The organism is Streptomyces sp. NPDC008086 (assembly GCF_042957325.1).
Lineage (GTDB): Bacteria > Actinomycetota > Actinomycetes > Streptomycetales > Streptomycetaceae > Streptomyces.
Genome location: NZ_JBIBIA010000007.1, coordinates 1 through 25,531, shown reverse-complemented (window position 1 = coordinate 25,531; position 25,531 = coordinate 1). Strand labels below are relative to the sequence as shown.

Sequence of the window (25,531 nt, the reverse complement as noted above, 5' to 3'; positions counted from 1 at the left end):
AGGCCGGCTCAGCAGCCGGTGCCGTTGAACTTCCAGAACGCGGACCTGGTCTCCGGTCCGGCGACGCCGTCCACGTCGAGGTGGTAGCCGAAGATGTCGCCGAAGAGGTTCAGGTAGCGCTGCAGCGCCCTGATCGTGTCGGGACCGACGACTCCGTCGACGGTGCCGGCGTCGTGTCCCCTGGCGTTGAGGAAGCGCTGCGCCGCCTTCCAGCTGTTGCTGCCGAGCTGGCCGTCGATCGTGCCGGGGTTGTAACCCCGGTCGCGCAGCCAGCACTGCCAGTTCTTGGCCCGGGCCGTGTTCAGGCCGAGGTTGTTCACGGCGAGGACGGAGACGTCCTGGGCGCTCACCGCGGGCTTGGCGGCCGGCTGGGCCGCCGCGAAGCCGGTGCCCGCGGCCGCCACCGTGCCGGCGGCGAGCCCGAGGACGGCGGTGAGGCTGACGACGGTCCTCGTCAACGCGTTCGAACTCATGGTTCTCCCTTGGCTCGTGGGACGGCACCTGACGTGCCGCCGGCTGACGGGACGAGAGTGCGGGGCGGGCGGCGCGGGCCACCACCGTTGCCGCCCAAGTGACGTCATCACGGGATGTCCCGGCCCTGACCTGCAAGGTCACCGCCCGCAAAGACGTCACGGCGAGACGGCCGGGACGGGCGTTGGCCGATTCCCTACCTGTGCGGGAACCCGCTTCCGCCGTGGGCCGTGAATGCTGTTGCAGAATGCGACCGGGGCCGGCCCGCTGACCGACGGGCCGCGCGCCCGGACCGTGAACGCGTGTGGGGGGAACATGTCGCGTTGGGCAGCGCTGCCCGCGGAACTGGATCCGCGTGTGCGGCAGTTGGTGGTGCGCTTACGCCGGCTGAAGGACCACAGCGGGCTGAGCCTGCGGCAACTCGCGGCGCGGACCGGGTACAGCGAGAAGTCGTGGGAACGCTATCTGGGCGGCAGGTCGCTCGCGCCCGCCGAGGCCGTCGAGGCGCTGGCCCGGGCGACGGGCGAGAATCCGAGCCGCCTGCTGGCGCTGCACGAGGTCGCGGCGGAGGCATGGGCCACCCGGCGCGCGGAGTCCCCGCCCGAGGCCACGAAACCCACTGGAACCCCGGCCCCCGAGACCGCCGCCACCACAACCACAACCGCCACCGCCACCACCACCAGCACCAGCACCAGCACCGAGCCACGCTCGCCGGGCCGTTCGCTGCGCGTCGCGCTGGCGGCGGGGGCCGTGGCGCTGGTCCTGGCCGTCGCCACGGCGGTCCTCCTCGTCGTACGACTGGGTGGTGACACGGCGCAACGACCTGCGGCCTCCCTCGCCGCGACCGCCGCCTCGGCCGCCACACCGCCGACCGCGTCGGCCGCGCGGCCGGAACGCCCGTACACCTGCCGTGTCGAGCGGATCGACGGCCGCTGGTTCGCGGGCCTCAGCCGCACCGAGGGCGCCATCCTGGCGAACGGCCATGCAGGGCCGGAGGTGGCCGAGGCGCAGTGTCTGCTGCGCCGGGCGGGCGTCTCGCCGGGCGGCATCGACGGGATCTTCGGTCCGCTGACGGAGCGCGCGGTCAGGCGGGTGCAGCAGCGGTCCGGTCTGGTCGAGGACGGCATCATCGGGCCGCACACCTGGAAGGCCCTACGCCGATGACGACGCCGTCCCCGGAACGGGCCCGACTGGCAGCCGCACTGCGGGAGTTGAAAGGGCGGACCGGGCTGAGCCTGGCCGCCCTCGCGGCGAAGACCGCGTTCAGCAAGTCGTCCTGGGACCGCTACCTCAACGCCCGGACGGTCCCTCCGCGCGACGCCGTCCAGGAGCTGTGCCGCCTCGCCGGTGAGCCGGAGGGGCGCTGTGTGGCGCTGTGGGAGATCGCGGAGTCGCAGGGCAGCGGACGGGCGACGGAGGAGGCACCCGCGCCTCCGGAAGGGCCGCCCCCGGGCGGGGACGCCGCCGACGACGGCTCCGTGCGGCGCAGCGCGACCCTCGTGGCGGTGCTCGCGTCGGTGTGCGCCGTGGCCGTCGGGGGCCTCGCCGCGGTGGCCCTGCTGCTGCCGCACCGGGACGCCGAACCGCGCGCTTCGCTGTCGCCGGCCCCGGCCACGACCGGACCGCGCTGCCAGGGGGAGGCCTGCGAGGGCAAGAGCGCCATGCAGATGAAGTGCGCGGCCGGCCCGCAGACCCTCGCCGCGCACCGGACCGCCTCCGGCGCCTGGATGGAACTGCGCTACAGCCGGGAGTGCGGCACGAGTTGGGCCCGAATGTGGTCGACGCACATAGGCGACCGGCTCGAGATGTCGGTCGGCGACAAGGGCGGCGGCCCCGGTGCCGATGGCGTCCGCAGCGCGGAGATCGAGAACGACGTCGACGCGGACAACTACGTCTACACCCCCATGACCGCGGCCCGCCCCGGAACCGTCGTCCGGGCCTGCCTCCACCCGGCCGCGGGCGGCGGCACGGAGTGCTTCGACAGCCGAGTGGGCAGGTGAGGCGCGTTGTCAGTGGCTGCCCCTACAGTCGCTGACATGGCGACACTTCCGAACCCTCTGCCCAGGCTCGCGTCCCTCGGACTCCACCTGCCGCCCGGCGGCCTGGTGGACGATGGGGGCACCTCCCACGCCCTTAAGGCAGTGGGGGACGACGACGGACCGTGGCACGAGCCGCTGCTGTGGCTGTCGGACGACCGGGCGACGCCGGGCGACTGGACCGCACTGCATCGGACGGCACCGGCCGTCGGCCTGCTGCCGCTCGTCCTGGACGTCGGCGCCGGTCACGGCGGCCCGGAGCTGTGGGAGTTGATGCCGGACGAGATGTCGTACGCCGGGGATCACGACGCCGACGAGGTGCTGGAGGAGTTCTGGGAGGAGTACGCGGAGGACGACGCGGCCTGGCCCGGCCTTTCCACGCCCCCCGGTACCCCCGAGCCCCTCCCCGGCACCGCCCCCGCCCAGGACCCCGATTCCGTCGCCGCCGCCATCGTGGACTCCCTCCTCGACGGCCGCGGCCCGCTCAAGGACCCCCGCCTCGCCCTGGTCCCGGCCCGCCGCAGCGCCGACATCCCCACGGCGATCGGCTGGACGGGCCCGGCCAACCACGAGAACGACACCGGCCGCCTGTCCGCGGTGCTCCGCTCCTGGGAGGACCGGTTCGGCATACGCACCGTGGCCCTGGGCTTCGACACCCTGCTGGTATCCGTCGCCGCCCCGCCCACCACCCTCGCCGACGCGGAGGCCCTGGCCGCCGAGCACTTCGCTTTCTGCCCGGACAACATCTGGCAGGGCACCGACAGCACCCTGCGCGCCTACGCCGAGAACCAGCTCCTGAACCAGCCGGCCTGGCACTTCTGGTGGGACTGACCGAAGGACACGGCCGACCTGCGCCCCAGGGCGCAACCCGCCCTAGGCCTGACGCAGCCCCTCCCCCAGCCTCCTGAGCCCCTCCCCGATCCCCTGCGGCGTCTGCGTCACGAAGCAGAGCCGCATCGTCGACCGGTCGGGCTCACCGGCGTAGAAGGGCGCCCCGGGCACATAGGCGACATCGTGCCGCACCACCTCGGGCAGCAGGGCCGTCGTGTCGTACGACTCCGGCAGCCGGACCCAGAGGAACATGCCGCCCTCGGGCCGACCCCAGGCGGCGCCCTCCGGGAGGGCGTCGGCCAGGCCCGCCAGCATGACGTCACGGCGCTCGCGGTAGACGTCCCTGACGCGGGCCACATGGGCGTCGAGGCCGGACAGACAGCGGGCGGCGGCGAGCTGGTTGACGGTCGGGGTGTGCAGGTCGGCGGCCTGCTTGGCGACCGCACAGGCCCGCCGCAGAGCGGCGGGAGCGCGCAGCCAGCCCACCCGCATCCCCGGCGCCATGACCTTGGAGAAGGAGCCGAGCAGCACCGTGCGGTCCTCCGCCCCCGGGTACGAGGCGATCCACGGCACCCGCTCGCCCTCGTACCGCAGTTCGCCGTAGGGGTCGTCCTCGACGATCCACACCCCGCTCCGGGCGGCGACCTCGGCGACGGCCGCCCGGCGCTCGGCGGGCAGGGTCCTGCCGGTCGGGTTCTGGAAGGTGGGCACGGTGTAGAAGAGCTTCGGCCGCTCCCGCTCCACCAACTCCTCCAGCGCCCGCGGATCCACCCCGTCCGCGTCGCCGGGCACGGCCACGACCCGCGCTCCCGCGAGCCCGAACACCTGAAGTGCCGCCAGATAGCAGGGGTCTTCGACGAGAACCGTGTCACCGGGCTCCAGCAGCGCGGTGGCCAGCAGCGACAGCCCCTGCTGGGAGCCGGTGGTGACGAGGAGGTCGTCGGCCCCCGTCGCCAGTCCGCGTGCCGACATCCGCGCAGCGAGCCCGGCACGCAGGCTCGGCTCGCCCTCCGTCGTGGAGTACTGCAACGCCTGCGCCGGCGTCTGCGCGAGCGCGTCCCGGAAGGCGGCGGCGATGCCCTCCCGGTCGAACAGCTCCGGCGCCGGCAGCCCGCCCGCGAAGTTGATGACCTCGGGCCGCGCGGTGACGGCGAGAATGTCCCGCACCGGCGAGCCCCCCACGGCACCGGTCCGCGCCGCGAGCGACGGCACGGCGGCTGGGACTGGGCGGGGCGCTGGCTCGATGACGGTCATGACACGGCTCCTTCGGCTCGGCGACGAGGGGTGACGGCTCGTGCCGGGCAGCCTAGAGAACTACGTGTCACCTACAAGCGACTTTCCGGGATGCGGACGGGAAGGGCGGGGGCAGGACTCGGAACGGGGTCGTGCGAGCGTCGGTGCAGAGCCCGGCCGGGCCGGACCAGGAACCGAATCCCGCCCCACGCCGCCCCCGCGCACCCCGACGACACCCGCGTCCACCCCACCGCACGTCCCACACCCACCCATCGGGACAGCACATCCCCGCAGGTCAGCGGCGTTCCCACCGCTCGGGCGTCCCGAATTCGCGCCCCATGGTGGCGGCCGGGACGGATGATCACGCAGGCTGGGCCCCGACACCGACCCCCACACCCGGAGAGGGCCGCACCATGTCCGCGTCCGCACACCCCCCTCGCCCCCGCGCCCGGCTGCTGGGGCATGCTGCCCTCGCCGCCACGCTGGTGGCGATCATCGCGCTGACGCTCACCGCGTGCGAGGACGGCCAGGGCCTGCGCGACGAGGGCCCGTCGACCCCGACGAGCCCCACGGCCACGACACCGACAGCCCCCACGAAGCCCCCGACACCGCCGGCATCCCCAACCTCGCCGACGTCCCACGGAAGGTGACGGAGCCGGACCGTGGGTCCGTCAGCCGAGCCGCATGCCCGTGGTCAGCCGCGCTCCAGCTTCTGCGCCGCCTCGGTCGCCCAGTAGGTCAGGATGTTGCGCGCACCGGCCCGCTTGATGCCGGTCAGCGTCTCGAGGATCGCCCGGTCCCGGTCGATCCAGCCCTTCTCGGCGGCGGCCTCGACCATCGAGTACTCGCCGGAGATCTGGTAGGCGGCGACCGGCACGTCCACGGCGTCGGCGACCCGCGCCAGGATGTCGAGGTAGGGCCCGGCGGGCTTGACCATCACCATGTCGGCCCCCTCCTCCAGATCAAGGGCAAGCTCCCTCAGCGACTCCCGCACATTGGCCGGGTCCTGCTGATACGTCTTCCGATCACCCTTCAGCGACGAGCCGACGGCCTCCCGGAAGGGCCCGTAGAAGGCGGAGGCGTACTTGGCGGTGTAGGCGAGGATCGCGACGTCCTCCCGCCCGATCTGGTCGAGGGCGTCCCGGACGACCCCGATCTGCCCGTCCATCATCCCGCTGGGCCCCACGACATGGGCCCCGGCGTCGGCCTGGACCTGCGCCATCTCGGCGTACCGCTCAAGGGTGGCGTCGTTGTCGACACGCCCTTCGGCGTCCAGCACCCCGCAGTGCCCGTGATCGGTGGTCTCGTCGAGGCACAGGTCGGACATGACGAGCAGCTCGTCCCCCACCTCGGCCCGCACGTCCCGGAGGGCGACCTGGAGAATCCCGTCGGGGTCGGTCCCGGGCGTCCCGAGGGCGTCCTTCTTCCCCTCCTCCGGCACCCCGAAGAGCATGATCCCGGAGATCCCGGCCGAGACCGCCTCCGCGGCGGCCTTCTTCAGACTGTCCCGCGTGTGCTGAACGACCCCCGGCATGGCCGCGATCGGCACCGGCTCGCTGACGCCCTCGCGCACGAAGGCCGGGAGGATGAAGTCGGCGGGGTGCAGCCTGGTCTCGGCGACCATGCGCCGCATGGCGGGAGTGGTCCGCAGACGCCGCGGCCGCGTACCGGGAAAGGATCCGTACGTCGTCATGCCACCTACGCTACGCCCGCCCCGACGGCACCTTTGCCGACGTGCCGTCGGCACGGATTCAGCCCTCGGTGCCCGCATGCGCCGCCCACAACCGAGGTCCATCCTGAAGAAGGGCCCCAGCCCTCAAACGCAAGGACCCGACGGCAGAAAAGGAAACACACCCCCTCCCCTCTCCCCGCCGCCGCAGTCCCTCCGTACGAACGCGCACACCACGGAGGACGCGATGACCGCCGCCAACCCCACCCACCACAACACCCCCGACCTCTTCGCCCTCTCCGAGATCCATGGCCCGGTCCTGCGTCCCGGCGACGACGGCTACGCCGACGAGGTCACCGGCTTCAACCTGGCCGCGTTGCACACCCCGGACGTGGTCGTGGGCGCGACGGGCGCCGACGACATCGTGAGGGCCCTGCGCTGGGCGTCGGCCACGGCCACTCCCGTCGCCGTGCAGTCGACGGGCCACGGCGCCAACTTCCCCATCGACCACGGCCTGCTGATCAGCACGGCCCGCATGACGGACGTACGCGTCGACCCCGACCGGCGCCTGGCGACCATCGCGGCCGGCGCGAAGTGGCGCCACGTCCTGGAGGCGACGGCCCCGCACGGCCTCGCCGCACTCTGCGGCACGTCCACGGACGCGGGCGCGGTCGGCTACACCCTGGGCGGCGGACTCCCGGTCCTGGGCCGTGCCTACGGCTACGCGGCCGACCTGGTCCGCTCCTTCCAGGTCGCCACCCCCGAGGGCACGCTCCGCGAGAGCGACCCCGACCACGAACCGGAACTCTTCTGGGCGCTGCGCGGCGGCAAGGGCAACGTAGGCGTGGTGACCTCCATGGTCTGCGAGCTCCTGCCCGTCCCCACCCTCCTCGGCGGCGGCATCTACTGCGCCGGCGAACACACCGAGCCCCTGCTCCGCACCTGGGCCGACTGGACCCACACCCTCCCCGACGGCATGTGCAGCACCTTCAGCCTGCTGCGCCTGCCCCCCATCCCGGAGATCCCCGAGCCGCTACGAGGCGGCTTCTGGGCCCGCGTGGCCATCGCCTGGCCCGGCGTCCCAGCCGAGGGCGAAGACCTCCTCGCCCCCATCCGCGCGGCGGCCCCGGTCACGGTCGACACGGTCGAAGTCATGCCGTACGCGGCCCTCGACCGCATCCACATGGAGCCCCAGGACCCCCTCCCCGCCCGCGAGTCCTGCGCCCTGCTGCACGACCTCACCCCCGAGGCCATCGACACGTTCCTGTCCCAGGCCGGCCCCGACGCCCCCGACTGCCCCCTCCTGGTGGTCGAGATCCGCCACCTCGGCGGCGCCCTCTCCCGCCCCGCCCGCACCCCGGACGCCATCTGCTCCCGAGACGCGAACTACCTCCTGGAAGCAATAGGCGTCCTGGCAGCCCCACCAGCAGCGGAGCCCATAGAACAAGCCACCCGCTCCCTCTACGCCGCAATGTCCCCGTACGGCACGGGCCACACCATGGTCAACCTCCACGGCACCCCAGGCGACGAACGCGACCGAGCCCGAGCCTGGACCCCGGAGGCCTACGACCGCCTACGCCAGGACAAGTCCACCTACGACCCGAACAACCTGCTCCGCTTCGGCCACACAATCAGCCCGTCCGGCGTTTGAGGACAAGCCTTTACCGGACCACGCAGACCCAGGCACCCCCAGCCCGTCCGGCGTTTGAGGACGAGGCCCGAAGGGCCGACAGCGGGGTCTGGGGGCGCAGCCCCCAGCGGGGTCGAAGGGGCAGCGCCCCTTCAAGGGATGGGACGGGTAGGGGCGGCGGGGGCGAAACACCCCCGCCCACACCTACGTCGTGGACCGCCTCCGCCGAGCCCCCGGCCGCCGCTCACTCGGCCGAGTAACCGCATCCCCAGCCTCCAGAGCGGCAGCCCGCCTCCGCATCCCGAACTCCGCCAACGCCTCAGCCAACTTGTGCACAGACGGCTCCGGAGCCATCACATCCACCCGAAGCCCATGCTCCTCAGCGGTCTTCGCCGTAGCAGGCCCGATACAAGCGATCACCGTCACGTTGTGCGGCTTACCAGCGATCCCCACCAGATTCCGCACAGTCGACGACGAGGTGAAGAGAACGGCATCAAAGCCACCCCCCTTGATCGCCTCCCGAGTCTCCGCCGGCGGCGGCGAAGCCCGCACGGTCCGATAGGCGGTGACGTCATCGACCTCCCAGCCCAGCTCGATGAGCCCAGCCACAAGCGTCTCCGTGGCGATGTCGGCCCGAGGCAGGAACACCCGGTCGATCGGGTCGAAAACGGGGTCATACGGCGGCCAGTCCTCAAGCAGCCCCGCAGCGGACTGCTCCCCACTGGGCACGAGATCAGGCTTCACCCCGAAGGCGATCAACGCCTTCGCCGTCTGCTCCCCCACCGCCGCGACCTTGATCCCGGCGAACGCACGAGCGTCGAGCCCGTACTCCTCGAACTTCTCCCGCACGGCCTTGACGGCGTTCACCGAGGTGAAAGCGATCCACTCGTAACGGCCCGTCACCAGCCCCTTGACCGCCCGCTCCATCTGCTGAGGCGTCCGCGGCGGCTCGACAGCGATCGTCGGCACCTCGTGCGGCACGGCCCCGTACGACCGCAACTGGTCGGAGAGCGAAGCGGCCTGCTCCTTCGTCCGCGGCACGAGCACCCGCCACCCGAAGAGCGGCTTGGACTCGAACCACGACAGCTGATCACGCTGGGCCGCGGCAGAACGCTCACCGACCACGGCTATCACCGGCCGCCCGCCTTCCGGCGAGGGCAGCACCTTGGCCTGCTTCAACGTCTGCGCGATGGTCCCGAGCGTCGCGGTCCAGGTCCGTTGCCGAGTCGTCGTACCGGCAACCGTCACGGTCAACGGCGTATCGGGCTTCCGCCCCGCGGACACCAGCTCACCGGCGGCCGCGCCCACGGCATCGAGCGTCGTCGACACGACGACGGTCCCGTCCGACGCCCCGACCTCGGTCCAGCACCGGTCGGAAGCCGTCCGCGCGTCCACGAACCGCACGTCCGCGCCCTGCGCGTCCCGCAACGGCACACCGGCATACGCCGGCACACCGACGGCAGCGGCGACACCGGGCACGACCTCGAACGGCACGCCCGCCGCGGCACACGCCAGCATCTCCTCGGCGGCGTACGCGTCGAGCCCGGGATCCCCGGACACCGCACGCACGACCCGCCTGCCGCCCCGCGCGGCCTCCATGACAAGATGTGCGGCATCCCGCACCGCGGGTAGCGCAGCGGTCGTTGACGCGCCGTCAACAACCGCTAGTTGAGGCGTGCCTGTGCCCGGAGCGGCGTCCGCATCGGGACCCGTGTCCGTGTGCACTTCGGCGACACCGTGCCTGGCGTGCACGCGTACCACGTCGAGCACCTCGTGCTCGGCGACGAGTACGTCCGCGTTCGCCAGCGCCTCCACGGCGCGCAGAGTCAACAGCCCCGGATCCCCGGGTCCGGCACCGAGGAAGGTGACGTGCCCGTGTTCAAGGCCGGCGGGAAGGGTGGTGGGGCTCACTGTGCTCGCTCCCCCATCAGACCGGCCGCGCCCTGGGCAAGCATCTCGGTGGCGAGTTCGCGACCGAGCGCCAGCGCTTGGTCGTGCGTCTCGGGCACGGGACCGGTGGTGGACAGCTGCACCATCCGCGTGCCGTCGGTCGTACCGACGACGCCGCGCAGGCGCATTTCCTTGACAATCTGCCCGTCGGCCAGCAGGTCGGCCAGCGCGCCCACAGGGGCGGAGCAGCCGGCCTCCAGGGCGGCGAGCAGTGATCGCTCGGCGGTCACGGCGACCCGCGTGAACGGGTCGTCGAGCTCGCCGAGCGCGGCGACGAGGTCCGCGTTGCCCGCGGTGCACTCGATCGCCAGGGCCCCCTGGCCGGGGGCGGGCAAAACAGTGTCGACCGACAGAAAGTCGGTCACCTCGTCGATGCGACCGATGCGCCGCAGCCCAGCCGCAGCGAGCACCACCGCATCCAGCTCACCATCACGCACGTACCGGATCCGGGTGTCGACGTTCCCGCGGATCGCGACCGTCTCGATGTCCAGCCCGTGGCTGCGCGCGTACGCGTTCAGCTGCGCCATCCGGCGCGGCGAACCCGTACCGATGCGCGCCCCGCGCGGCAGGTCGGTGAACTTCAGGGCGTCCCGGGCGACGATCACGTCGCGCGGGTCCTCCCGCTCGGGTACGGCCGCGAGGGTCAGTTCCTCGGGCTGCGAGGTCGGCAGGTCCTTGAGGGAGTGCACCGCGAAGTCGACCTCGCCCCGCAGGAGCGCGTCGCGCAGAGCGGTGACGAACACGCCGGTGCCGCCGATCTGCGCGAGGGCCTCGCGCGAGACGTCGCCGTACGTGGTGATCTCGACGAGTTCGACGGGCCGTCCGGTCACCTGGCTCACGGCGTCCGCGACCTGCCCGGACTGGGCCATGGCCAGTCTGCTGCGCCGGGTGCCGAGCCGTAGTGGCTGCTGGGTCATCGTGGGCCTCGGTTCTTCTCGGTGCTGTCCTCGGCCCGGGAGACGGAGGCCACCGTCTCCTGGTCGAGGTCGAACAGGGTCCTCAGGGCATCCGCGTACCCCGCGCCGCCCGGCTCTGCCGCGAGCTGCTTGACCCGTACCGTCGGCGCGTGCAGCAGCTTGTCGACGACGCGCCGCACGGTCTGCGTGATCTCGCTGCGGTGCTTGTCGTCGAGTCCCGGCAACCGGCCCTCCAGACGGGCGATCTCGTTCGCCACGACATCGGCGGCCATCGTGCGCAGCGCGACGACGGTGGGCGTGATGTGCGCGGCCCGCTGCGCCGCGCCGAAGGCGGCGACCTCGTCGGAGACGATACGGCGGACCTGGTCGACGTCGGCCGCCATCGGCGCGTCGGCGGAGGCCTCCCCCAGCGACTCGATGTCGACCAGCCGCACCCCGGCGAGCCGGTGCACGGCCGCGTCGATGTCGCGCGGCATGGCGAGGTCGAGCAGCGAGAGGACCGGCGCGGGCCGGGGCACCTGGGCGACCGGCTCGGGCTTGCGGCGCTCGGGGATCCGGCCGACGGTGGCCACGGTCGCGGCGAGCGCGGTGATCAGCTCGGCGTCGGCCTCGGGGCTGCGCCGGGCCGCCTCACGCCGGTCGACGGCACTGCCCGCGGCCCAGCTCGCGTGCTGCTCCAGCGTGGCCGCGTCCATCCCGGCGACGGCGGCCTCCCCCATGACAGAGAAACCTCCCTGCACGGCGGCCATGTCCAGCGGACAGCCCTCGTCGGTGCCGACGCTGGTGGGCGGCAGCGGAGTCCGCCGCGCGTCGCCGGCGTCGGCGTCGCTCCTGGCGTCGGTCGTCGTACGACCGCTGTCACCGGCCTCGTCGAAGGCGACCGGCTGACCGGTACGGCCTTCCACCGACGCGGCGACCTCTTCCGCGGTGAGGACGACCCCGGTCGCGCCGGTACAGGAGACGACCACATCGGCACGTGTCAGCTCGCCCGGCACCGCGTCCATCGGTACCGCGCGGGCCAGCACGTCCGTTCCGTCGGCGTCGCCGAGGCCCTGTCCATATTGCTCTCCGAGCAGGGCCGCGAGCCGCTCGGCGCGGTCGTAGGTCCGGTTGGCGACGACGATCTCGCCGACCCCGACCCGCGCGAGCGTGGCGGCGGCCAGCGAGGACATCGAGCCGGCGCCGATGACCAGCGCCCGCTTGCCACGGGCCCAGTCCTCCACGGCCGTACCAGCGGACAGCTGCTCCAGGCCGAAGGTGACCAGGGACTGTCCGGCGCGGTCGATACCGGTCTCGGAGTGGGCGCGCTTGCCGACGCGCAGGGCCTGCTGGAACAGGTCGTTCAGCAGCCGCCCGGCGCTGTGCAGCTCCTGCGCCTTGGCGAGGGAGTCCTTGATCTGCCCGAGGATCTGGCCCTCGCCGACGACCATGGAGTCCAGCCCGCAGGCCACGGAGAACAGATGGTGGACGGCCCGGTCCTCGTAGTGCACGTACAGATACGGCGTGAGCTCGTCGAGCCCCACCCCGCTGTGCTGGGCGAGCAGCGTGGACAGCTCGGCGACACCGGCGTGGAACTTGTCCACGTCGGCGTACAGCTCGATGCGGTTGCAGGTGGCGAGCACCGCGGCCTCGGTGGCGGGCTCGGCGGCGACCGTGTCCTGCAGCAGCTTGATCTGGGCGTCCGCACCGAGCGCCGCGCGCTCCAGGACGCTGACCGGCGCGCTGCGGTGACTCAGCCCCACGACGAGGAGACTCATGCCGGCATCACGGCGGGTACGTCCCCGTCGGGCCCCTGGTCGGCGGACGCGGCGGCCTCGGTGGGCTCCTCGCGGGTGACGGCGGCCGGTCCGGTGCCGTCGGTGTGGGCGTCCTCGCCGGCCTTGCGCTGCTCGTGGAAGGCGAGGATCTGCAGCTCGATCGACAGGTCGACCTTGCGTACGTCGACGCCGTCCGGGACGGACAGCACGGTCGGCGCGAAGTTCAGGATGGAGGTGACGCCGGCGGCCACGAGCCGGTCGCAGACGGCCTGGGCGGCACCGGCGGGGGTGGCGATGACACCGATCGACACGCCGTTGTCCTGAATGATCTTCTCCAGGTCGTCGGAGTGCTGCACGGGAATCCCGGCGACGGGCTTCCCGGCCATCGCAGGGTCGGCGTCGATGAGCGCGGCGACCCGGAAGCCGCGGGAGGCGAACCCGCCGTAGTTGGCGAGCGCGGCGCCGAGGTTACCGATACCGACGATCACAACCGGCCAGTCCTGGGTGAGCCCCAGCTCACGGGAGATCTGGTAGACGAGATACTCGACGTCGTAGCCGACACCCCTCGTGCCGTACGACCCCAGGTACGAGAAGTCCTTGCGCAGCTTCGCGGAGTTGACCCCCGCCGCGGCCGCGAGCTCCTCGGAGGAGACCGTGGGTACCGAGCGCTCGGACAGCGCGGTCAGGGCTCGGAGGTACAGCGGAAGCCGGGCGACGGTGGCCTCGGGAATCCCTCGGCTACGGGTCGCCGGTCGGTGAGTTCGGCCAGTTGCCACGGTGCTCCTGCGGGTAGAGCGGGACTGCCGGCGGTCAGTCGTCCCCAGACCGCCCCGTCGAATGCAGGCTATGTCTTTGTGAACGCGTGCACAAAGATGGTGTCCGATTTGCCCGCCCAACGTGACCGGGCTCACGCACGCCCGGCGCACTGATCTGGAACCGGCGCACACGCACCACCGTTCCTCACCTCTTGGGGGCAAAACCGCACACTCTCCTCAACGATCCCCGCCCCCGAGACCAAGTCGCCGTCGATCCTAAGCCGTTTTCGGCAAAGTTGGACTACCCGGTCAGTACTCGGTCACCGCCCGGTCAGTGCTTTGCGGAGGCGATCTTCGTTCACCCGCCAGAAGGTGTGCTGGGCCCCGTCGACGAGGACCACGGGGATCTGTTCCCAGTACTGGTCATGGAGTTGGGGATCCTGGTTGATGTCCTTCACGTCCCAAGCGACCCCCAGCTCGCCGCAGACCTTCTCGACCACTTTCTGTGCCTCATCACACAAATGACAGTCGGGCTTCCCGATCAGGGTGACGAGCCGGTCCTGCGGGGACTTGGCTGCGGCGCGACGAAAAAGAGGGCTCATGTCAGCCATTCTCCCGCGCCGCCACGCGGAGGCCCGGCCGCTGCTCCACCACCCTCTTTAACTGCGCGGTCGCGGAGAGTTCACAACCTTCAAACCTCTCGACTCCGGAAGCACCGAACAAACTGGCTATGCTCACGGTCATGGCCGCTCTTGGATGGCTCACTCCCCGTAGGCGCTCAGCCACGGCGCGGAGCGTGTTGGCTGGCGAGGCTTCGGCGGAGGCAGCGCGGAAATCGTCGCAGGAAGCGACGGAGGTCTCCGAGACCGACGAACCGGAGTTCCCGGTGCTCGGCGACGAGAAGGCCGCCGCCTTCTTCGACCTGGACAACACCGTGATGCAGGGCGCCGCCCTCTTCCACTTCGGGCGGGGCCTGTACAAGCGGAAGTTCTTCGAGACCCGCGACCTCGCCAAGTTCGCCTGGCAGCAGGCATGGTTCCGGCTGGCCGGGGTCGAGGACCCCGAGCACATGCAGGAGGCCCGCGACTCGGCCCTGTCCATCGTGCAGGGCCACCGCGTCGCCGAGCTCCAGTCGATCGGCGAGGAGATCTACGACGAGTACATGGCCGAGCGCATCTGGCCCGGCACCCGCGCCCTGGCCCAGGCCCACCTGGACGCGGGCCAGAAGGTCTGGCTGGTCACAGCCGCCCCGGTGGAGATCGCCACGGTGATCGCCCGCCGCCTCGGCCTGACGGGCGCGCTAGGCACCGTCGCCGAATCCGTCGACGGCGTCTACACGGGCAAACTGGTCGGCGAACCACTCCACGGCCCCGCGAAGGCGGAGGCGGTTCGCGCCCTGGCCGCCGCGGAGGGCCTGGACCTCTCCCGCTGCGCGGCCTACAGCGACTCGCACAACGACATCCCCATGCTCTCCCTCGTCGGCCACCCCTACGCCATCAACCCCGACACCAAGCTCCGCAAACACGCCCGCAAACTCGACTGGCGCCTCCGCGACTACCGCACCGGCCGCAAGGCCGCAAAGGTAGGCATCCCGGCCGCAGCCGGAGTCGGAGCGGTAGCCGGCGGCACAGCAGCAGCAATCGCCCTACACAGACGCCGCCGCTGATCACCCACAGTCACGTCACCCCACCCCCCCCAGCTCCCTCCGACGCGCGCCACCCCAACCCTCCGACGCGCGCAGCCTCACCCCCTCGGGCGCACGCCGCTTTCCCAGCCCTCCGGCGCACGCCGCTTTCCCAGCCCCTGACGCGGGCCGCTTTCCCAGCCCTCCGGCGTGCGCCACCTCAGCCTTTCCGGGGCACACCGCTTTCCCAGCCCTCCGGCGTGCGCCACCTCAACCCCTCCGGGGCACACCGCTTTCCCCACCCTGACGCGTACCGCTTTTGCAGCCCCCGGTGTGGGCCGCTTTCCCAACCCGTGCGCGTGCCGTCTCACCCCCTCCGACGTCCGCATACTTCAGCCCCTCCGGCGTTTGAGGAGCGGGGGTCCAGGGGGCAGAGCCCCCTGGCGGGGTCGAAGGGGCGGAGCCCCTTCAGGGATGGGACGGGTAGGGGCGGCGGGAGCGAGAACCCCAACCAGGGCACCAAGTTGACCACGCCCGGTCACACAACCCAATCCGCACCCCATACCCCCACAACCCCCTGTCCAGTCCCCTTGGCTGCACACGACCACAACACGCCCCGGAGACAGCCCGAACACGGACGACTTCGATCAACAACCGATCACTCTCCGGCACTTGACCGGCCGCCAAACGGTTACAGAAGAGACGCAACCGGTGATTTGAGCAACTGGGCGTAGCAGTGCCTGCACGAAGCGTTATTCTCCTCAGACGCAAACCGGTACCCCTCCGTCGCTACGACGGGTGAACGGTCCCGCACTGCACGTGATGGAAGCTCTGCCTCTGGGAGTCCCGTGTACCCACACGTCGGGGTTGACGCCTCGGGCCTGGCTACGCTGCGCGCAACGGTCAAAGACCTGTTGCGCGGCTTCGTCCCCACCGCGTACGCCGTCCCCGCCCTCGCCGTAACCACCGCGCCCGTAGGCCCGTGCTACGCGCTCGCCGACGGCGGCGCCGCCGTCGGCAGACGGGGACGCTCGGCCGGTACGGCAACCGCCCGTCGGCCTGCCGCTGACAGCGACAGCGCTCGAATGATGGATCTCGTGGAACGCGCACAGGCCGGCGAGGCCGACGCGTTCGGAAGGCTCTACGACCAGTACAGCGACACCGTCTACCGCTACATCTATTACCGGGTCGGAGGAAAGGCCACCGCCGAGGACCTCACGAGTGAGACCTTTCTGCGGGCGCTCCGGCGCATCGGCACCTTCACCTGGCAGGGCCGCGACTTCGGCGCCTGGCTCGTCACCATCGCCCGCAACCTCGTCGCCGACCACTTCAAGTCCAGCCGCTTCCGACTGGAGGTCACCACCGGCGAGATGCTCGACGCCAACGAGGTCGAGCGCTCCCCCGAGGACTCCGTCCTCGAGTCCCTCTCCAACGCCGCACTCCTCGACGCCGTACGGCGACTCAACCCGCAGCAGCAGGAGTGCGTCACCCTCCGTTTCCTCCAGGGCCTCTCCGTCGCCGAGACCGCCCGCGTCATGGGCAAGAACGAGGGCGCCATCAAGACCCTCCAGTACCGAGCCGTCCGCACCCTCGCCCGGCTCCTCCCGGACGACGCCCGCTGAGCGCGTCCCCCACACCGAACAAGCACACTCCGCAACCTTCAACTCACCCTCGGTGAAAGTCCGTTGACTTCGCGGTCCGTTCATCCTCCGTCCGTAACCCAAGTGCCAAGCCGCTCGTTGTGCGGGATGCAGGCTCCCTGTGGTCACTCCCTGGCCGACATCGATCACTCGATCGTGTGGATTCGGTCAGGGCGTGCAACCCTCAGGACCCCCTGGGGAGTCGACCGTCATGACGAGAGGAGGTGCCGCCAGTGATCGCGAACGTATCGGCACACCGGCGGGCGAACGCCTTCGCCCAGTCCCTGGAGGAGCTGTCCGACCGGGGCTCGGCGGCCGAGCAGGCCGAGCAGCCCGATGGATCGGCACCGGCACCGGCTGCTGCGGAACAGTCCGAGCAGGGGCGCCTGTTGGCCCTCACCACGAGTCTCGGCGAGTTGCCCAAGCCCGTACTCGACCCCGAGGTCAAGGTCGTCCAGCGGGCCCAGCTCGTGGCCGCGATGGAGGCCATGCTCCAGGAGGGCTCTGCGGGAGGCGAGGCGGGACCCGTCCTGCCCGAGCAGCGTTCGGAGCGGGCGAGAGGCGCGCATCGGGCGTCCCCGCTGGGCAAACTGCGACCACGTTCACGGCTGGCCAAGGGCCTGACCGCGGGCGGACTCAGCGTCGGTGTCGCCGCGAGCGCCTTCGGCGGAGTCGCCGCGGCGAGTTCCGAGGCCCTGCCCGGTGACTCTCTCTACGGCCTCAAGCGCGGCATAGAGGATTTCAAGCTCAACGTCCTGGCCGACGGCGACGACGAGCGCGGGCGAACATATCTCGACCAGGCCTCGACCCGGCTGAACGAGGCCCGGCGGCTGATGGAGCGGGGCCGCGGCGGGCAACTCGACCACGAGTCGCTCGGCGAGATCCGCCGCGCCCTGTCCGGGATGCGGCACGACGCCGCGGAGGGGCATCGTCTGCTCCGCGAGGCCTACCAGCGCCACCCGGACTCCCTGGGGCCCATCCAAGCCCTCTCCGCCTTCTCACGCTCGCACCGCGAGGTGTGGGGCCACCTCCGCGAGCGGCTTCCCGTCCAGCTCGGGGACGTCAGCGAGCAGGTGTCCTCGGTCTTCGACGCCATAGACGACGAGGTCGCCCCGCTGCAGTCGCTCCTCCCGCCCACGCCGGCACAGGGCGGCGACGGCAAGGGTCGCGGCGGTTCCGGCTCCGCGTCGACCGGCACGTCCGGCTCCGACCGGTCCGCCCGCCCCAGCGCCGGCGGCAGCGGCTCCTCCGACGGCAACCGGTCCAGCAGCCCCAGCAAGTCCGCCGACAGCTCGGCGGGAGAGAACGAAGGCCTGCTCGGCGGCAACACCGGCGGCCTCCTCGACCCCCCGAAGGACACCGGCAGCACCGGCACGTCCCCCTCCACCTCAACCCCGAGCACAGAACCCGCCGTCACCCTCCCACCCCTGCTCCCCGGCCTCCTACCGGGCCTGGGCATCGAGGGCGAGAACACCAACTGACAACCCCAAACCCAGCCGTACGGCGATGGGGCGCCCCTCGTGAAGGGGGCGCCCCATCGCCGTACGAACACTACGAACGCTTCTCCACCCAGCCCGTCAGAAGAACACCGACCGCCGCTGCACCAACAACTTGTACAACGTGTGCTGGATCTGCTCCCTGACCTGATCCGTCAGATTGAACATCAACATCGGATCCTCAGCCGCCTCCGGCGGATAGCCATCCGTGGGAATCGGCTCACCGAACTGAATCGTCCACTTCGTCGGCAACGGAACCGCACCCAGCGGCCCCAGCCACGGAAAGGTCGGCGTCAACGGGAAGTACGGGAAGCCCAGCAGCCGGGCCAGGGTCTTCGCGTTGCCGATCATCGGGTAGATCTCCTCCGCGCCGACGATCGAGCACGGGATGATCGGCGTGCCCTTGCGCAGGGCCGTGGAGACGAAGCCGCCGCGGCCGAACCGCTGGAGCTTGTAGCGCTCGCTGAAGGGCTTGCCGATGCCCTTGAAGCCCTCCGGCATCACGCCGACCAACTCGCCCTGACCCAGCAGCCGCTCGGCGTCCTCTGCGCAGGCGAGGGTGTGGCCGAGCTTGCGGGCGAGTTCGTTGACCACCGGGAGCATGAAGACCAGGTCGGCGGCGAGCAGACGGAGATGCCGGCCCGCCGGGTGGTGGTCGTGCACGGCGACCTGCATCATCAGGCCGTCCAGCGGCAGCGTCCCGGAGTGGTTGGCGACGATCAGCGCGCCGCCCTCGGACGGGATGTTCTCGACGCCCTTCACCTCGACCCGGAAGTAGTTCTCGTACACCGGGCGCAGCAGGGACATCAGGACCTGGTCGGTGAGCTCCTGGTCGTACCCGAAGTCGTCGACCTCGTAGTCCCCGGTGAGGCGGCGGCGCAGGAAGGCCAGCCCGCTCGCGATGCGCCGCTCCAGACCGCCGTCGTCCTGGGGCCGCTGGGGCGGCTGTTCCTCACGTGTCACAGGAACATCATCCTGCGCGAAGGCCCGTCCCGGGAGGGGCTGGACCTCGCGTACCAGCGCGGATTCACCGCTCTTACGCCGACTCCCCGCACTGCGGCGCCGCTGCGGCCGCTGCACGGCGCTCCCACGGGACCGGTCGTCGTCGAACGGAATGACCTTGGCGTCCGCCATCGTTGATGCGCTCCTCAGTTGGCGCTCTGCGTCGGAAGGGGGCCGCCCATCGCGGGCAGCGCGGCGATCCGGTCGACGGCCCCCGCAAGGGCCTCCGGCGGCAGGAGTCCGGGACCGCGGCTCTTGGCGAAGTCCGCGAACGCCTCCGCCGTCGTGTACTTCGGCTTGAATCCGAGCGTCTCTCGCATCTGGTCCGTCGCCACCACCCGACCATGGGTGAGCAACCGGATCTGCTCGGGCGAAAAGTCCGACATTCCCAGCGTACGCACCAGAGACCCCGCCCAGGTGACGGCGGGCAGCAGCAGCGGCACGGTGGGCCGGCCCAGGCGGCGGGAGCACTGCGAGAGCAGCAGGACACCGTCGCCGGCGATATTGAACGTGCCACTGTTCAGCGTGCCCCGCTCCGGCTCGTGCGAGCCGATCCGCAGCACCTCGATCACGTCGTCCTCGTGCACGAACTGAAGCCGCGGGTCGTAGCCGAACACCGTCGGCAGGACCGGCAGCGAGAAGTACGAGGCGAGCGGCGTGTCCGCGGTCGGACCGAGGATGTTGGCGAACCGCAGCACGCACACGGCGACATCCGGCCGCCGTCGCGCGAACCCGCGCACATACCCCTCGACCTCGACCGCGTCCTTGGCGAAGCCGCCGCTGGGCAGCGACTTGGGCGGGGTGGTCTCGGTGAAGACGGCCGGATCCCGGGGCGCGGACCCATACACATTGGTACTGGACTTGACCACGAGCCGCTTCACGGTCGGGGACTTCTGGCAGGCGCCGAGCAGCTGCATCGTCCCGATGACGTTGGTTTCCTTCACCGTCATTCGGCTGCCGCTGCCGAGCGCGGTTCCGGTCACGTCCATGTGCACGACGGTGTCGGCGCCGCTCTCGGCCAGCACCCGCGCGATGGTGGGCTGCCGGATGTCGGCCTGGACGAAGTCGGCACCCCCGAGATGGTGCTCGGGCGGAACCGCGTCCACGGCGACCACCCGGTCCACTTCCGGGTCACGCTGGATCCGTCGTACGAACCGGCCCCCCAGTTGACGGGCCACTCCGGTCACGAGCACGACCTTGCCCAAGATCAGCGCCTTCCTTCCAGCACTCGTCCCGCCGCGTACCCTGCCGAGTTCCCCGTGTGCGGCCAACTTAGCGGGTCGGTGTTGCGCTGTGATGACCGCCCAATGCATGAAGTGACGAGATTTCCCCGCGTACCACCAGACTGGCTCAGACCCGGTCCAGACGTACGCACGGAGTTCGGCCCTTCGCACACGACATCGATCGATACACGTGTGGCCCCCCACCCGATCTCGGATCTGGTGGGGGGCCACATTGCACGCCACTTTCGCGGCGCGCCGCGCTTACTTCTTGTTGCGACGCTGAACGCGCGTGCGCTTGAGCAGCTTGCGGTGCTTCTTCTTAGCCATCCGCTTGCGCCGCTTCTTGATAACAGAGCCCACGACTACCCTCGCTCACTTCTCATCACTCGGCGTTGGGCGCCATGGGCCCATACGACCTACGAGGGGCTAGCCTACCCGCCCGAGCGCTGAGGTCGTAATCGAGGGGGAGAGGGGGAATCCCGAAGAGCCCTGAGGACCCCCCTCGCACCCACTGCCGTCAGGCGGTTTCCACCCCCACATAGCTCTCGCGGAGGTATTCGTGAACCGCTTGCTCCGGGACGCGGAACGAACGTCCCACCCGGATCGCGGGCAGATGACCGCTGTGCACCAGCCGGTACACGGTCATCTTCGACACTCGCATCACCGAGGCGACTTCCGCCACGGTAAGGAACTGAACCTCGTTCAGAGGCCTCTCGCCAGCTGCAGCCATGACACACCTGAACCTTCCGCACTCGACGGCCACCGGCTTCCCCTTCCGGTGACTCTTCGTCGCTGCGTGCTCACTCCCCAATGTAGGTGCCAGTGATGCGAGTGGGGAAGAGGTGCACCCATCGGCGGCCTACTGGGACAGACACGCTCGATTGAGTACGTAGCGGGTAAGCGGCCGGTAGTAATCAGACCGCACAGCGTCATCAAGTGGAACGACGACCGACACACACCCCTCGGCCTCCCCCACAAAGAGCGCGGGGTCATCCGTATCGGCCAGACCAATGGCCTCAAACCCCAGCTGACCTGCCCCGCAGACCCAACCGTGATCCCCGATCACCAACTCCGGCAACGGCCCGCCGGCCTCCGCCGCGGCCGCCAGCGCGGTACGAACCGGGAGCGGCGAGTGGGTGTGTGCGCCGGTCTCACGCCCGGTGCTCGGAGCGCCGGGTTCCCGCACCAACGCGACTCCTCGTACGTAGGCAAGGTTGTACGTGCGTAGGCCGAACCGGGTCGTTATGTCGACACAGCGACCATGCGCCGGGGTGAGAACGGCACATCCCGCCGCCGACAACGCGTCCGCCAAGGCGGCGTAGAAACCGAGCAGCCGATGCGGATGACCCGTCCCTAACAACACCGGCGCCCTGCGCTGCGCGGCCTCCCCGACCCGATCGGCAAAGGCATCCAGCCCACTCAAAGTCCGCCCCGGATCGATCACATCCAGTCCGGAAACACAATCCGGATCGGCCGAAACCCCACACCTCTCCGCCATCAACGCGATCAAATCCCGCTGCCCCCACGCCCCCTCAGGATCGAGCCCGATGAGCACCCTCGGATCCCGAGCCGCAAAGAGCCGATAACTCCTGAGACTCAGCTCCCGAGAAGTAGCCACAGTCCCGGCAAGCCGAGCAGCCAGGAGATGGGCGCGAAGGGCTCCGGTACTCACCACGTCAGCGATGGTGCCGAACAAACCGCCCCAGGACCCCCGGAACGCGACAACACCGCACAGTCGGGCTAACGAACAGACGCATGCTCCGCCCAGGCCCTTCCAGCCCGCCCGGCATTCGAGACCGAGTCCTTGCCGTCCCGAACCTCCACCCACCCGCAGGGCCGGGGATCGTCAGCCCGTCCGGCGTCCGAGGCCGAGTCCTTGCCGCCCCCAACCCCCACCCACCCGCAGGGGCTACGCAGGCCCAGGCCCTTCCAGCCTGTCCGGCGTTTGAGGACGAGGCCCGGAGGGCCGATGGCGGGGTCTGGGGCGGCAGCCCCAGCGGGGTCGAAGGGGCAGCGCCCCTTCAAGGGATGGGACGGGTAGGGGCGGCGGGGGCGAAATCCCCGGCCCCCCCACCCCCACCTACGCCAACAACCCCCGCAACGGAAACACAGCCCGCCGCGTAGCCAACACCGCCTGGTCCAACCGATCCGCAGGGTCGTACCCCGCCTCCCACCCAGCCCAGGAAATGGGCCACCGCCCGTCGGTCATCCGGGCCGGCCCCAACTGCCGGGTCCGAGCGAACACTTCCTGCCGCCACCCCTCAGGAATCACTGCCTCAGGCTCGATCGCCCGCCCCGCAGCAATCCCCACCAGATGCGTCCACGACCGCGGCACAACCTCCACCACGGCATATCCACCCCCGCCCAGCGCCACCCACCTCCCGTCGGAGTACTCGTGCGCCAGGTCATGACAGGCCACCTGCACAGCCCGCTGCGCATCCAACGACACGGCAAGATGCGCCAGCGGATCCTCGAAGTGCGTATCGGCCCCGTGCTGCGTCACCAACACCTGCGGCCGGAAGTCAGCGATCAACTCCGGCACCACGGCGTGGAACGCCCGCAACCACCCCGCGTCCCCGGTCCCAGCAGGCAACGCCACATTCACGGCCGTACCCTCCGCGGACTCCGCCCCGGTCTCCTCCGGCCACCCCGTCTGCGGGAACAACGTACGAGGATGCTCGTGCAACGACACGGTCAGCACCCGCGGGTCCTCCCAGAACGCCGCCTGCACCCCGTCCCCGTGATGCACATCCACATCGACATACGCGACCCGCTCGGCCCCCAGCTCCAACAGCCGGGCAATCGCCAGCGAGGCGTCGTTGTAGATACAGAACCCCGAGGCACCCCCCGGCATCGCATGATGCAGCCCACCCGCGAAGTTCACCGCATGCAGCGCCTCCCCCCGCCACACGGCCTCCGCAGCCCCCACCGACTGCCCCGCGATCAGCGCGGACACCTCGTGCATCCCGGCGAACGCGGGATCGTCCATCGTCCCGAGCCCATACGACTGGTCCGCCGCCCCAGGATCCACAGAGGCCGCCTTCACGGCCTCGATGTAGTCCTGCCGATGCACCAGCCGCAACGTCGACTCCCCGGCCGGCTGCGCCGCGACGACGTCCACGTCCTTGTCCAGCCCGAAGGCATCGACGAGTCTCCTGGTCAGGGCGAGCCGGACCGGGTCCATCGGATGGTCCCGACCGAAGTCATAGCCCGTTACTGCCTCGTCCCACATCAGCTGTGCGCGGCCGCTCATGCCCGTCACCGTATCGGTCCGGTTGAGCGGCGAACGACCGGGCGTACACAAGCGTCACCAGCACCAACACCATCGGCACAAGCATCGCCCCGCGGTAGTTCCACGCATCGCCCAGCGCCCCCACCAAGGGCGAACCGATCAAAAACCCCATGTAATTGAACACATTGAGCCGCGCGATGGCCGCGTCCGAAGCCCCAGGCCCGTACTTCTCGGAAGCGAGCCGCCCGGCCGCCGCGAACGTCTGCGGAACCAACACACAGAGTCCCAGCCCCAGCAGCGTGAACCCCACCATCCCGACCCACGCCCCCGGAGCCCCGGCCACCACCGCGAACCCCCCGGCCGCCACCAAGGCCCCCATCCGCACAACCGCGACAGCCCCGAACCTCCGCACCCCGAAGTCCCCGATGGCCCGCCCCACCAGCGTGGTCACCATGTAGACGTTGTACGGCACGGTAGCCAGCTGCTCCGAACTCCCCAGCACGTCCTGGAGATACTTCGCACTCCAGTTGGAGACGGTCGAGTCCCCGATATAGGCGAAGGTCATCACCAGACACAGCGGCAGGAGCACCTTGAAGGCCACGGCCCCTGTCTCCCCCGCCTCCCGGGCTCCCACATCGGCCCCGCCGCCACCCTGAGGGCCCCCGTCGACGTACCACCGACTCACCACCAAGGCAGCCGGCAGCAACACCACCACGACTGGCAGATACGACGCGACCAGCGCCAGATCCCAGTGCGCCCCCACCCACGCCAGCGAGGCCCCCACGATCCCACCCAGGCTGTACACGGCATGAAAGCTGAGCATGATGCTCCGCCCGTACGACCGTTGCAGGCTCACCCCGAGCATGTTCATCGAGGCATCGAGCACACCCACGGCCAGCCCGAACGCGGCGAGCGCGAGCCCCAGCTCGACCATCCGCTCCCCCGCCCCGACCCCGAGCAGCGCCAGGAGCACGACCGGCTGGGACCACCGCAGCAACCGGCTCGCCGGTATCCGCTTCACCAACCGCTCGGTCGTGACACTCCCCACGCCGGCCAGGATCGGCACCGCAGCCAGAAACGCGGGCAACAGCGCGTCGGAGACCCCGTACCGGTCCTGAATGGCCGGAATCCGGGTCACCAGCAGGGCAAAGGCGACCCCCTGAGCGAAGAAGCTGAACGCCAACGAGGCCCTACCGCGCCGCAGCACATCAGTCATGGCGGCGAGCGTAAGGCCCCGGGATACTGGTGGGTAGATCCAGCCAAAGATGAATTTCCCTCAGGTTCAGCGGCCACCCCGGCCGGAGGCAGCGAGCAGCACATCGACCAACTCCCCCATCCCGCCGAAGAGTCGCGTGGCCCCGCCCAACTTCCCCGCTGGCGTCATCGCCGTGAACCCGTACACGTCCATTCCTGCCGCCACCGCGGCCTGGACCCCCAACGGGCTGTCCTCGACGACGACACACCGCTCCGGCACGACCCCCATGCGCTCGGCCGCATACAGAAACAGATCCGGCGCCGGCTTCCCCCGCCCCACATCTTGCGAGCTGAAGATCCGCCCGTCGTCGAAGAACCGGTCCAGCCCCGTCGCCCGATGCCCCACCCGAATCCGCTCATGACTCCCGGACGACGCGACACAGTACGGCACCTGGTCCCCAGCGAGCTTCTCAAGCACGTCGACGACGCCGGCCACCGCCGTCAACTCCCGCTCGAACGCAGCGAACACCCGCGCATGAAACACCTCGTCAAAGCCCTCGGGAAGCCGCTGCCCCGTCCGCTCCAGCACCAGCTCATGCACCCGATGCATCGCCGCACCCATGTAGTCCCGTATGGAGTCCTCGTACGAAGTCGGGTGCCCCAACTCGGTGAGATACGCGGCGAGGAGCCGGTTGGAAATGGGCTCACTGTCGACGAGCACACCGTCGTTGTCGAAAATGACGAGGTCATAGCGCATGGCACGAGCCTAAGCGCTGCAGGCTCTGGAAATGCAGAAAGCCCCCGGACCGGTATCCCCGGCCGGGGGCTCTCTCACAATTTGTTCGGCGGCGTCCTACTCTCCCACAGGGTC

General features: G+C 70.6%; 23 protein-coding genes. 7 read left to right on the top strand and 16 right to left on the bottom strand.

Features of this window, described 5'->3' with window-relative positions:
* Positions 1-8 precede the first annotated feature (8 nt).
* Entirely contained in the window at positions 9-473 is a 465-nt protein-coding gene (locus ACFZBP_RS24625; protein ID WP_383460996.1) for a peptidoglycan-binding protein, read from the bottom strand.
* A gap of 313 nt (positions 474-786) precedes the next feature.
* Between ACFZBP_RS24625 and ACFZBP_RS24620 the strand changes: the two genes are divergently transcribed.
* The 3 genes from ACFZBP_RS24620 to ACFZBP_RS24610 are packed head-to-tail and all read left to right on the top strand — an operon-like array spanning position 787 to position 3,338.
* Positions 787-1,635, top strand: a complete 849-nt coding sequence (locus ACFZBP_RS24620) for a peptidoglycan-binding protein (protein WP_391416143.1) — start codon at positions 787-789, stop codon at positions 1,633-1,635.
* Entirely contained in the window at positions 1,632-2,471 is an 840-nt protein-coding gene (locus tag ACFZBP_RS24615) for a helix-turn-helix domain-containing protein (protein WP_391416141.1), read from the top strand. The genes ACFZBP_RS24620 and ACFZBP_RS24615 overlap by 4 nt, the downstream gene beginning before the upstream one ends.
* A gap of 36 nt (positions 2,472-2,507) precedes the next feature.
* Entirely contained in the window at positions 2,508-3,338 is an 831-nt protein-coding gene (locus ACFZBP_RS24610; RefSeq protein WP_391416139.1) for a DUF4253 domain-containing protein, read from the top strand.
* 42 nt (positions 3,339-3,380) lie between these two features.
* Here ACFZBP_RS24610 and ACFZBP_RS24605 read toward each other — a convergent pair whose 3' ends face one another.
* Together ACFZBP_RS24605 and hemB are read right to left on the bottom strand one after the other, a co-directional pair.
* Positions 3,381-4,592, bottom strand: a complete 1,212-nt coding sequence (locus tag ACFZBP_RS24605; protein WP_391416138.1) for an aminotransferase class I/II-fold pyridoxal phosphate-dependent enzyme — start codon at positions 4,590-4,592, stop codon at positions 3,381-3,383.
* A 673-nt stretch (positions 4,593-5,265) separates the two neighbouring features.
* Positions 5,266-6,264 carry a porphobilinogen synthase gene (gene hemB / locus ACFZBP_RS24600; RefSeq protein WP_383461010.1) on the bottom strand — a complete coding sequence of 333 codons (999 nt, stop codon included), beginning with the start codon at positions 6,262-6,264 and terminating at the stop codon, positions 5,266-5,268.
* A gap of 223 nt (positions 6,265-6,487) precedes the next feature.
* Between hemB and ACFZBP_RS24595 the strand changes: the two genes are divergently transcribed.
* Entirely contained in the window at positions 6,488-7,891 is a 1,404-nt protein-coding gene (locus ACFZBP_RS24595) for an FAD-binding protein (RefSeq protein ID WP_391416135.1), read from the top strand.
* 183 nt (positions 7,892-8,074) lie between these two features.
* Here the strand turns inward: ACFZBP_RS24595 and ACFZBP_RS24590 are convergent, their stop codons facing one another.
* The 5 genes from ACFZBP_RS24590 to ACFZBP_RS24570 form a co-directional block, all read right to left on the bottom strand.
* A complete protein-coding gene (locus ACFZBP_RS24590) occupies positions 8,075-9,781 on the bottom strand; it encodes a uroporphyrinogen-III synthase (protein WP_383461015.1) in 1,707 nt (568 codons plus the stop codon).
* On the bottom strand, positions 9,778-10,737 hold the full coding sequence (gene hemC / locus ACFZBP_RS24585; RefSeq protein ID WP_391416132.1) for a hydroxymethylbilane synthase: 960 nt from the start codon (positions 10,735-10,737) through the stop codon (positions 9,778-9,780). Before hemC ends, ACFZBP_RS24590 begins: the two co-directional genes overlap by 4 nt.
* On the bottom strand, positions 10,734-12,494 hold the full coding sequence (locus ACFZBP_RS24580) for a glutamyl-tRNA reductase (protein ID WP_391416129.1): 1,761 nt from the start codon (positions 12,492-12,494) through the stop codon (positions 10,734-10,736). Before ACFZBP_RS24580 ends, hemC begins: the two co-directional genes overlap by 4 nt.
* Entirely contained in the window at positions 12,491-13,270 is a 780-nt protein-coding gene (locus tag ACFZBP_RS24575) for a redox-sensing transcriptional repressor Rex (protein ID WP_383461023.1), read from the bottom strand. Before ACFZBP_RS24575 ends, ACFZBP_RS24580 begins: the two co-directional genes overlap by 4 nt.
* 299 nt (positions 13,271-13,569) lie before the next feature.
* Positions 13,570-13,860, bottom strand: a complete 291-nt coding sequence (locus ACFZBP_RS24570) for a glutaredoxin family protein (protein ID WP_383461026.1) — start codon at positions 13,858-13,860, stop codon at positions 13,570-13,572.
* A gap of 131 nt (positions 13,861-13,991) precedes the next feature.
* Between ACFZBP_RS24570 and ACFZBP_RS24565 the strand changes: the two genes are divergently transcribed.
* The 3 genes from ACFZBP_RS24565 to ACFZBP_RS24555 all read left to right on the top strand — a co-directional run bounded on the left by ACFZBP_RS24565 (position 13,992) and on the right by ACFZBP_RS24555 (position 17,994).
* Positions 13,992-14,915, top strand: a complete 924-nt coding sequence (locus ACFZBP_RS24565; protein ID WP_383461029.1) for an HAD family hydrolase — start codon at positions 13,992-13,994, stop codon at positions 14,913-14,915.
* A gap of 806 nt (positions 14,916-15,721) precedes the next feature.
* Positions 15,722-16,495 carry an ECF subfamily RNA polymerase sigma factor, BldN family gene (locus tag ACFZBP_RS24560; RefSeq protein ID WP_079056454.1) on the top strand — a complete coding sequence of 258 codons (774 nt, stop codon included), beginning with the start codon at positions 15,722-15,724 and terminating at the stop codon, positions 16,493-16,495.
* Positions 16,496-16,746: 251 nt separating this feature from the next.
* Positions 16,747-17,994 (top strand): DUF5667 domain-containing protein, encoded by a 1,248-nt coding sequence (locus tag ACFZBP_RS24555; RefSeq protein ID WP_383461032.1) that lies wholly within the window; start codon positions 16,747-16,749, stop codon positions 17,992-17,994.
* A 96-nt stretch (positions 17,995-18,090) separates the two neighbouring features.
* Here the strand turns inward: ACFZBP_RS24555 and ACFZBP_RS24550 are convergent, their stop codons facing one another.
* The 8 genes from ACFZBP_RS24550 to ACFZBP_RS24515 all read right to left on the bottom strand — a co-directional run bounded on the left by ACFZBP_RS24550 (position 18,091) and on the right by ACFZBP_RS24515 (position 25,417).
* Positions 18,091-19,143 carry a 1-acyl-sn-glycerol-3-phosphate acyltransferase gene (locus tag ACFZBP_RS24550; protein WP_391416125.1) on the bottom strand — a complete coding sequence of 351 codons (1,053 nt, stop codon included), beginning with the start codon at positions 19,141-19,143 and terminating at the stop codon, positions 18,091-18,093.
* A gap of 14 nt (positions 19,144-19,157) precedes the next feature.
* The gene (locus ACFZBP_RS24545; protein ID WP_391416123.1) at positions 19,158-20,216 is read right to left on the bottom strand and encodes an NAD-dependent epimerase/dehydratase family protein; all 1,059 of its coding nucleotides are present in this window, start codon (positions 20,214-20,216) and stop codon (positions 19,158-19,160) included.
* A 279-nt stretch (positions 20,217-20,495) separates the two neighbouring features.
* Positions 20,496-20,594, bottom strand: a complete 99-nt coding sequence (locus tag ACFZBP_RS24540) for a 30S ribosomal protein bS22 (RefSeq protein ID WP_003948845.1) — start codon at positions 20,592-20,594, stop codon at positions 20,496-20,498.
* Between the two features lie 157 nt (positions 20,595-20,751).
* Positions 20,752-20,964 carry a helix-turn-helix domain-containing protein gene (locus ACFZBP_RS24535; protein WP_004984898.1) on the bottom strand — a complete coding sequence of 71 codons (213 nt, stop codon included), beginning with the start codon at positions 20,962-20,964 and terminating at the stop codon, positions 20,752-20,754.
* Between the two features lie 129 nt (positions 20,965-21,093).
* The gene (locus tag ACFZBP_RS24530) at positions 21,094-21,909 is read right to left on the bottom strand and encodes a phosphatase (RefSeq protein WP_383461040.1); all 816 of its coding nucleotides are present in this window, start codon (positions 21,907-21,909) and stop codon (positions 21,094-21,096) included.
* Between the two features lie 405 nt (positions 21,910-22,314).
* Positions 22,315-23,487, bottom strand: a complete 1,173-nt coding sequence (locus ACFZBP_RS24525) for an acetoin utilization protein AcuC (RefSeq protein ID WP_383461043.1) — start codon at positions 23,485-23,487, stop codon at positions 22,315-22,317.
* Entirely contained in the window at positions 23,438-24,682 is a 1,245-nt protein-coding gene (locus ACFZBP_RS24520) for an MFS transporter (protein WP_391416121.1), read from the bottom strand. The genes ACFZBP_RS24525 and ACFZBP_RS24520 overlap by 50 nt, the downstream gene beginning before the upstream one ends.
* Positions 24,683-24,748: 66 nt before the next feature.
* Positions 24,749-25,417 carry an HAD-IA family hydrolase gene (locus ACFZBP_RS24515; protein WP_391416119.1) on the bottom strand — a complete coding sequence of 223 codons (669 nt, stop codon included), beginning with the start codon at positions 25,415-25,417 and terminating at the stop codon, positions 24,749-24,751.
* Positions 25,418-25,531 lie beyond the last annotated feature (114 nt).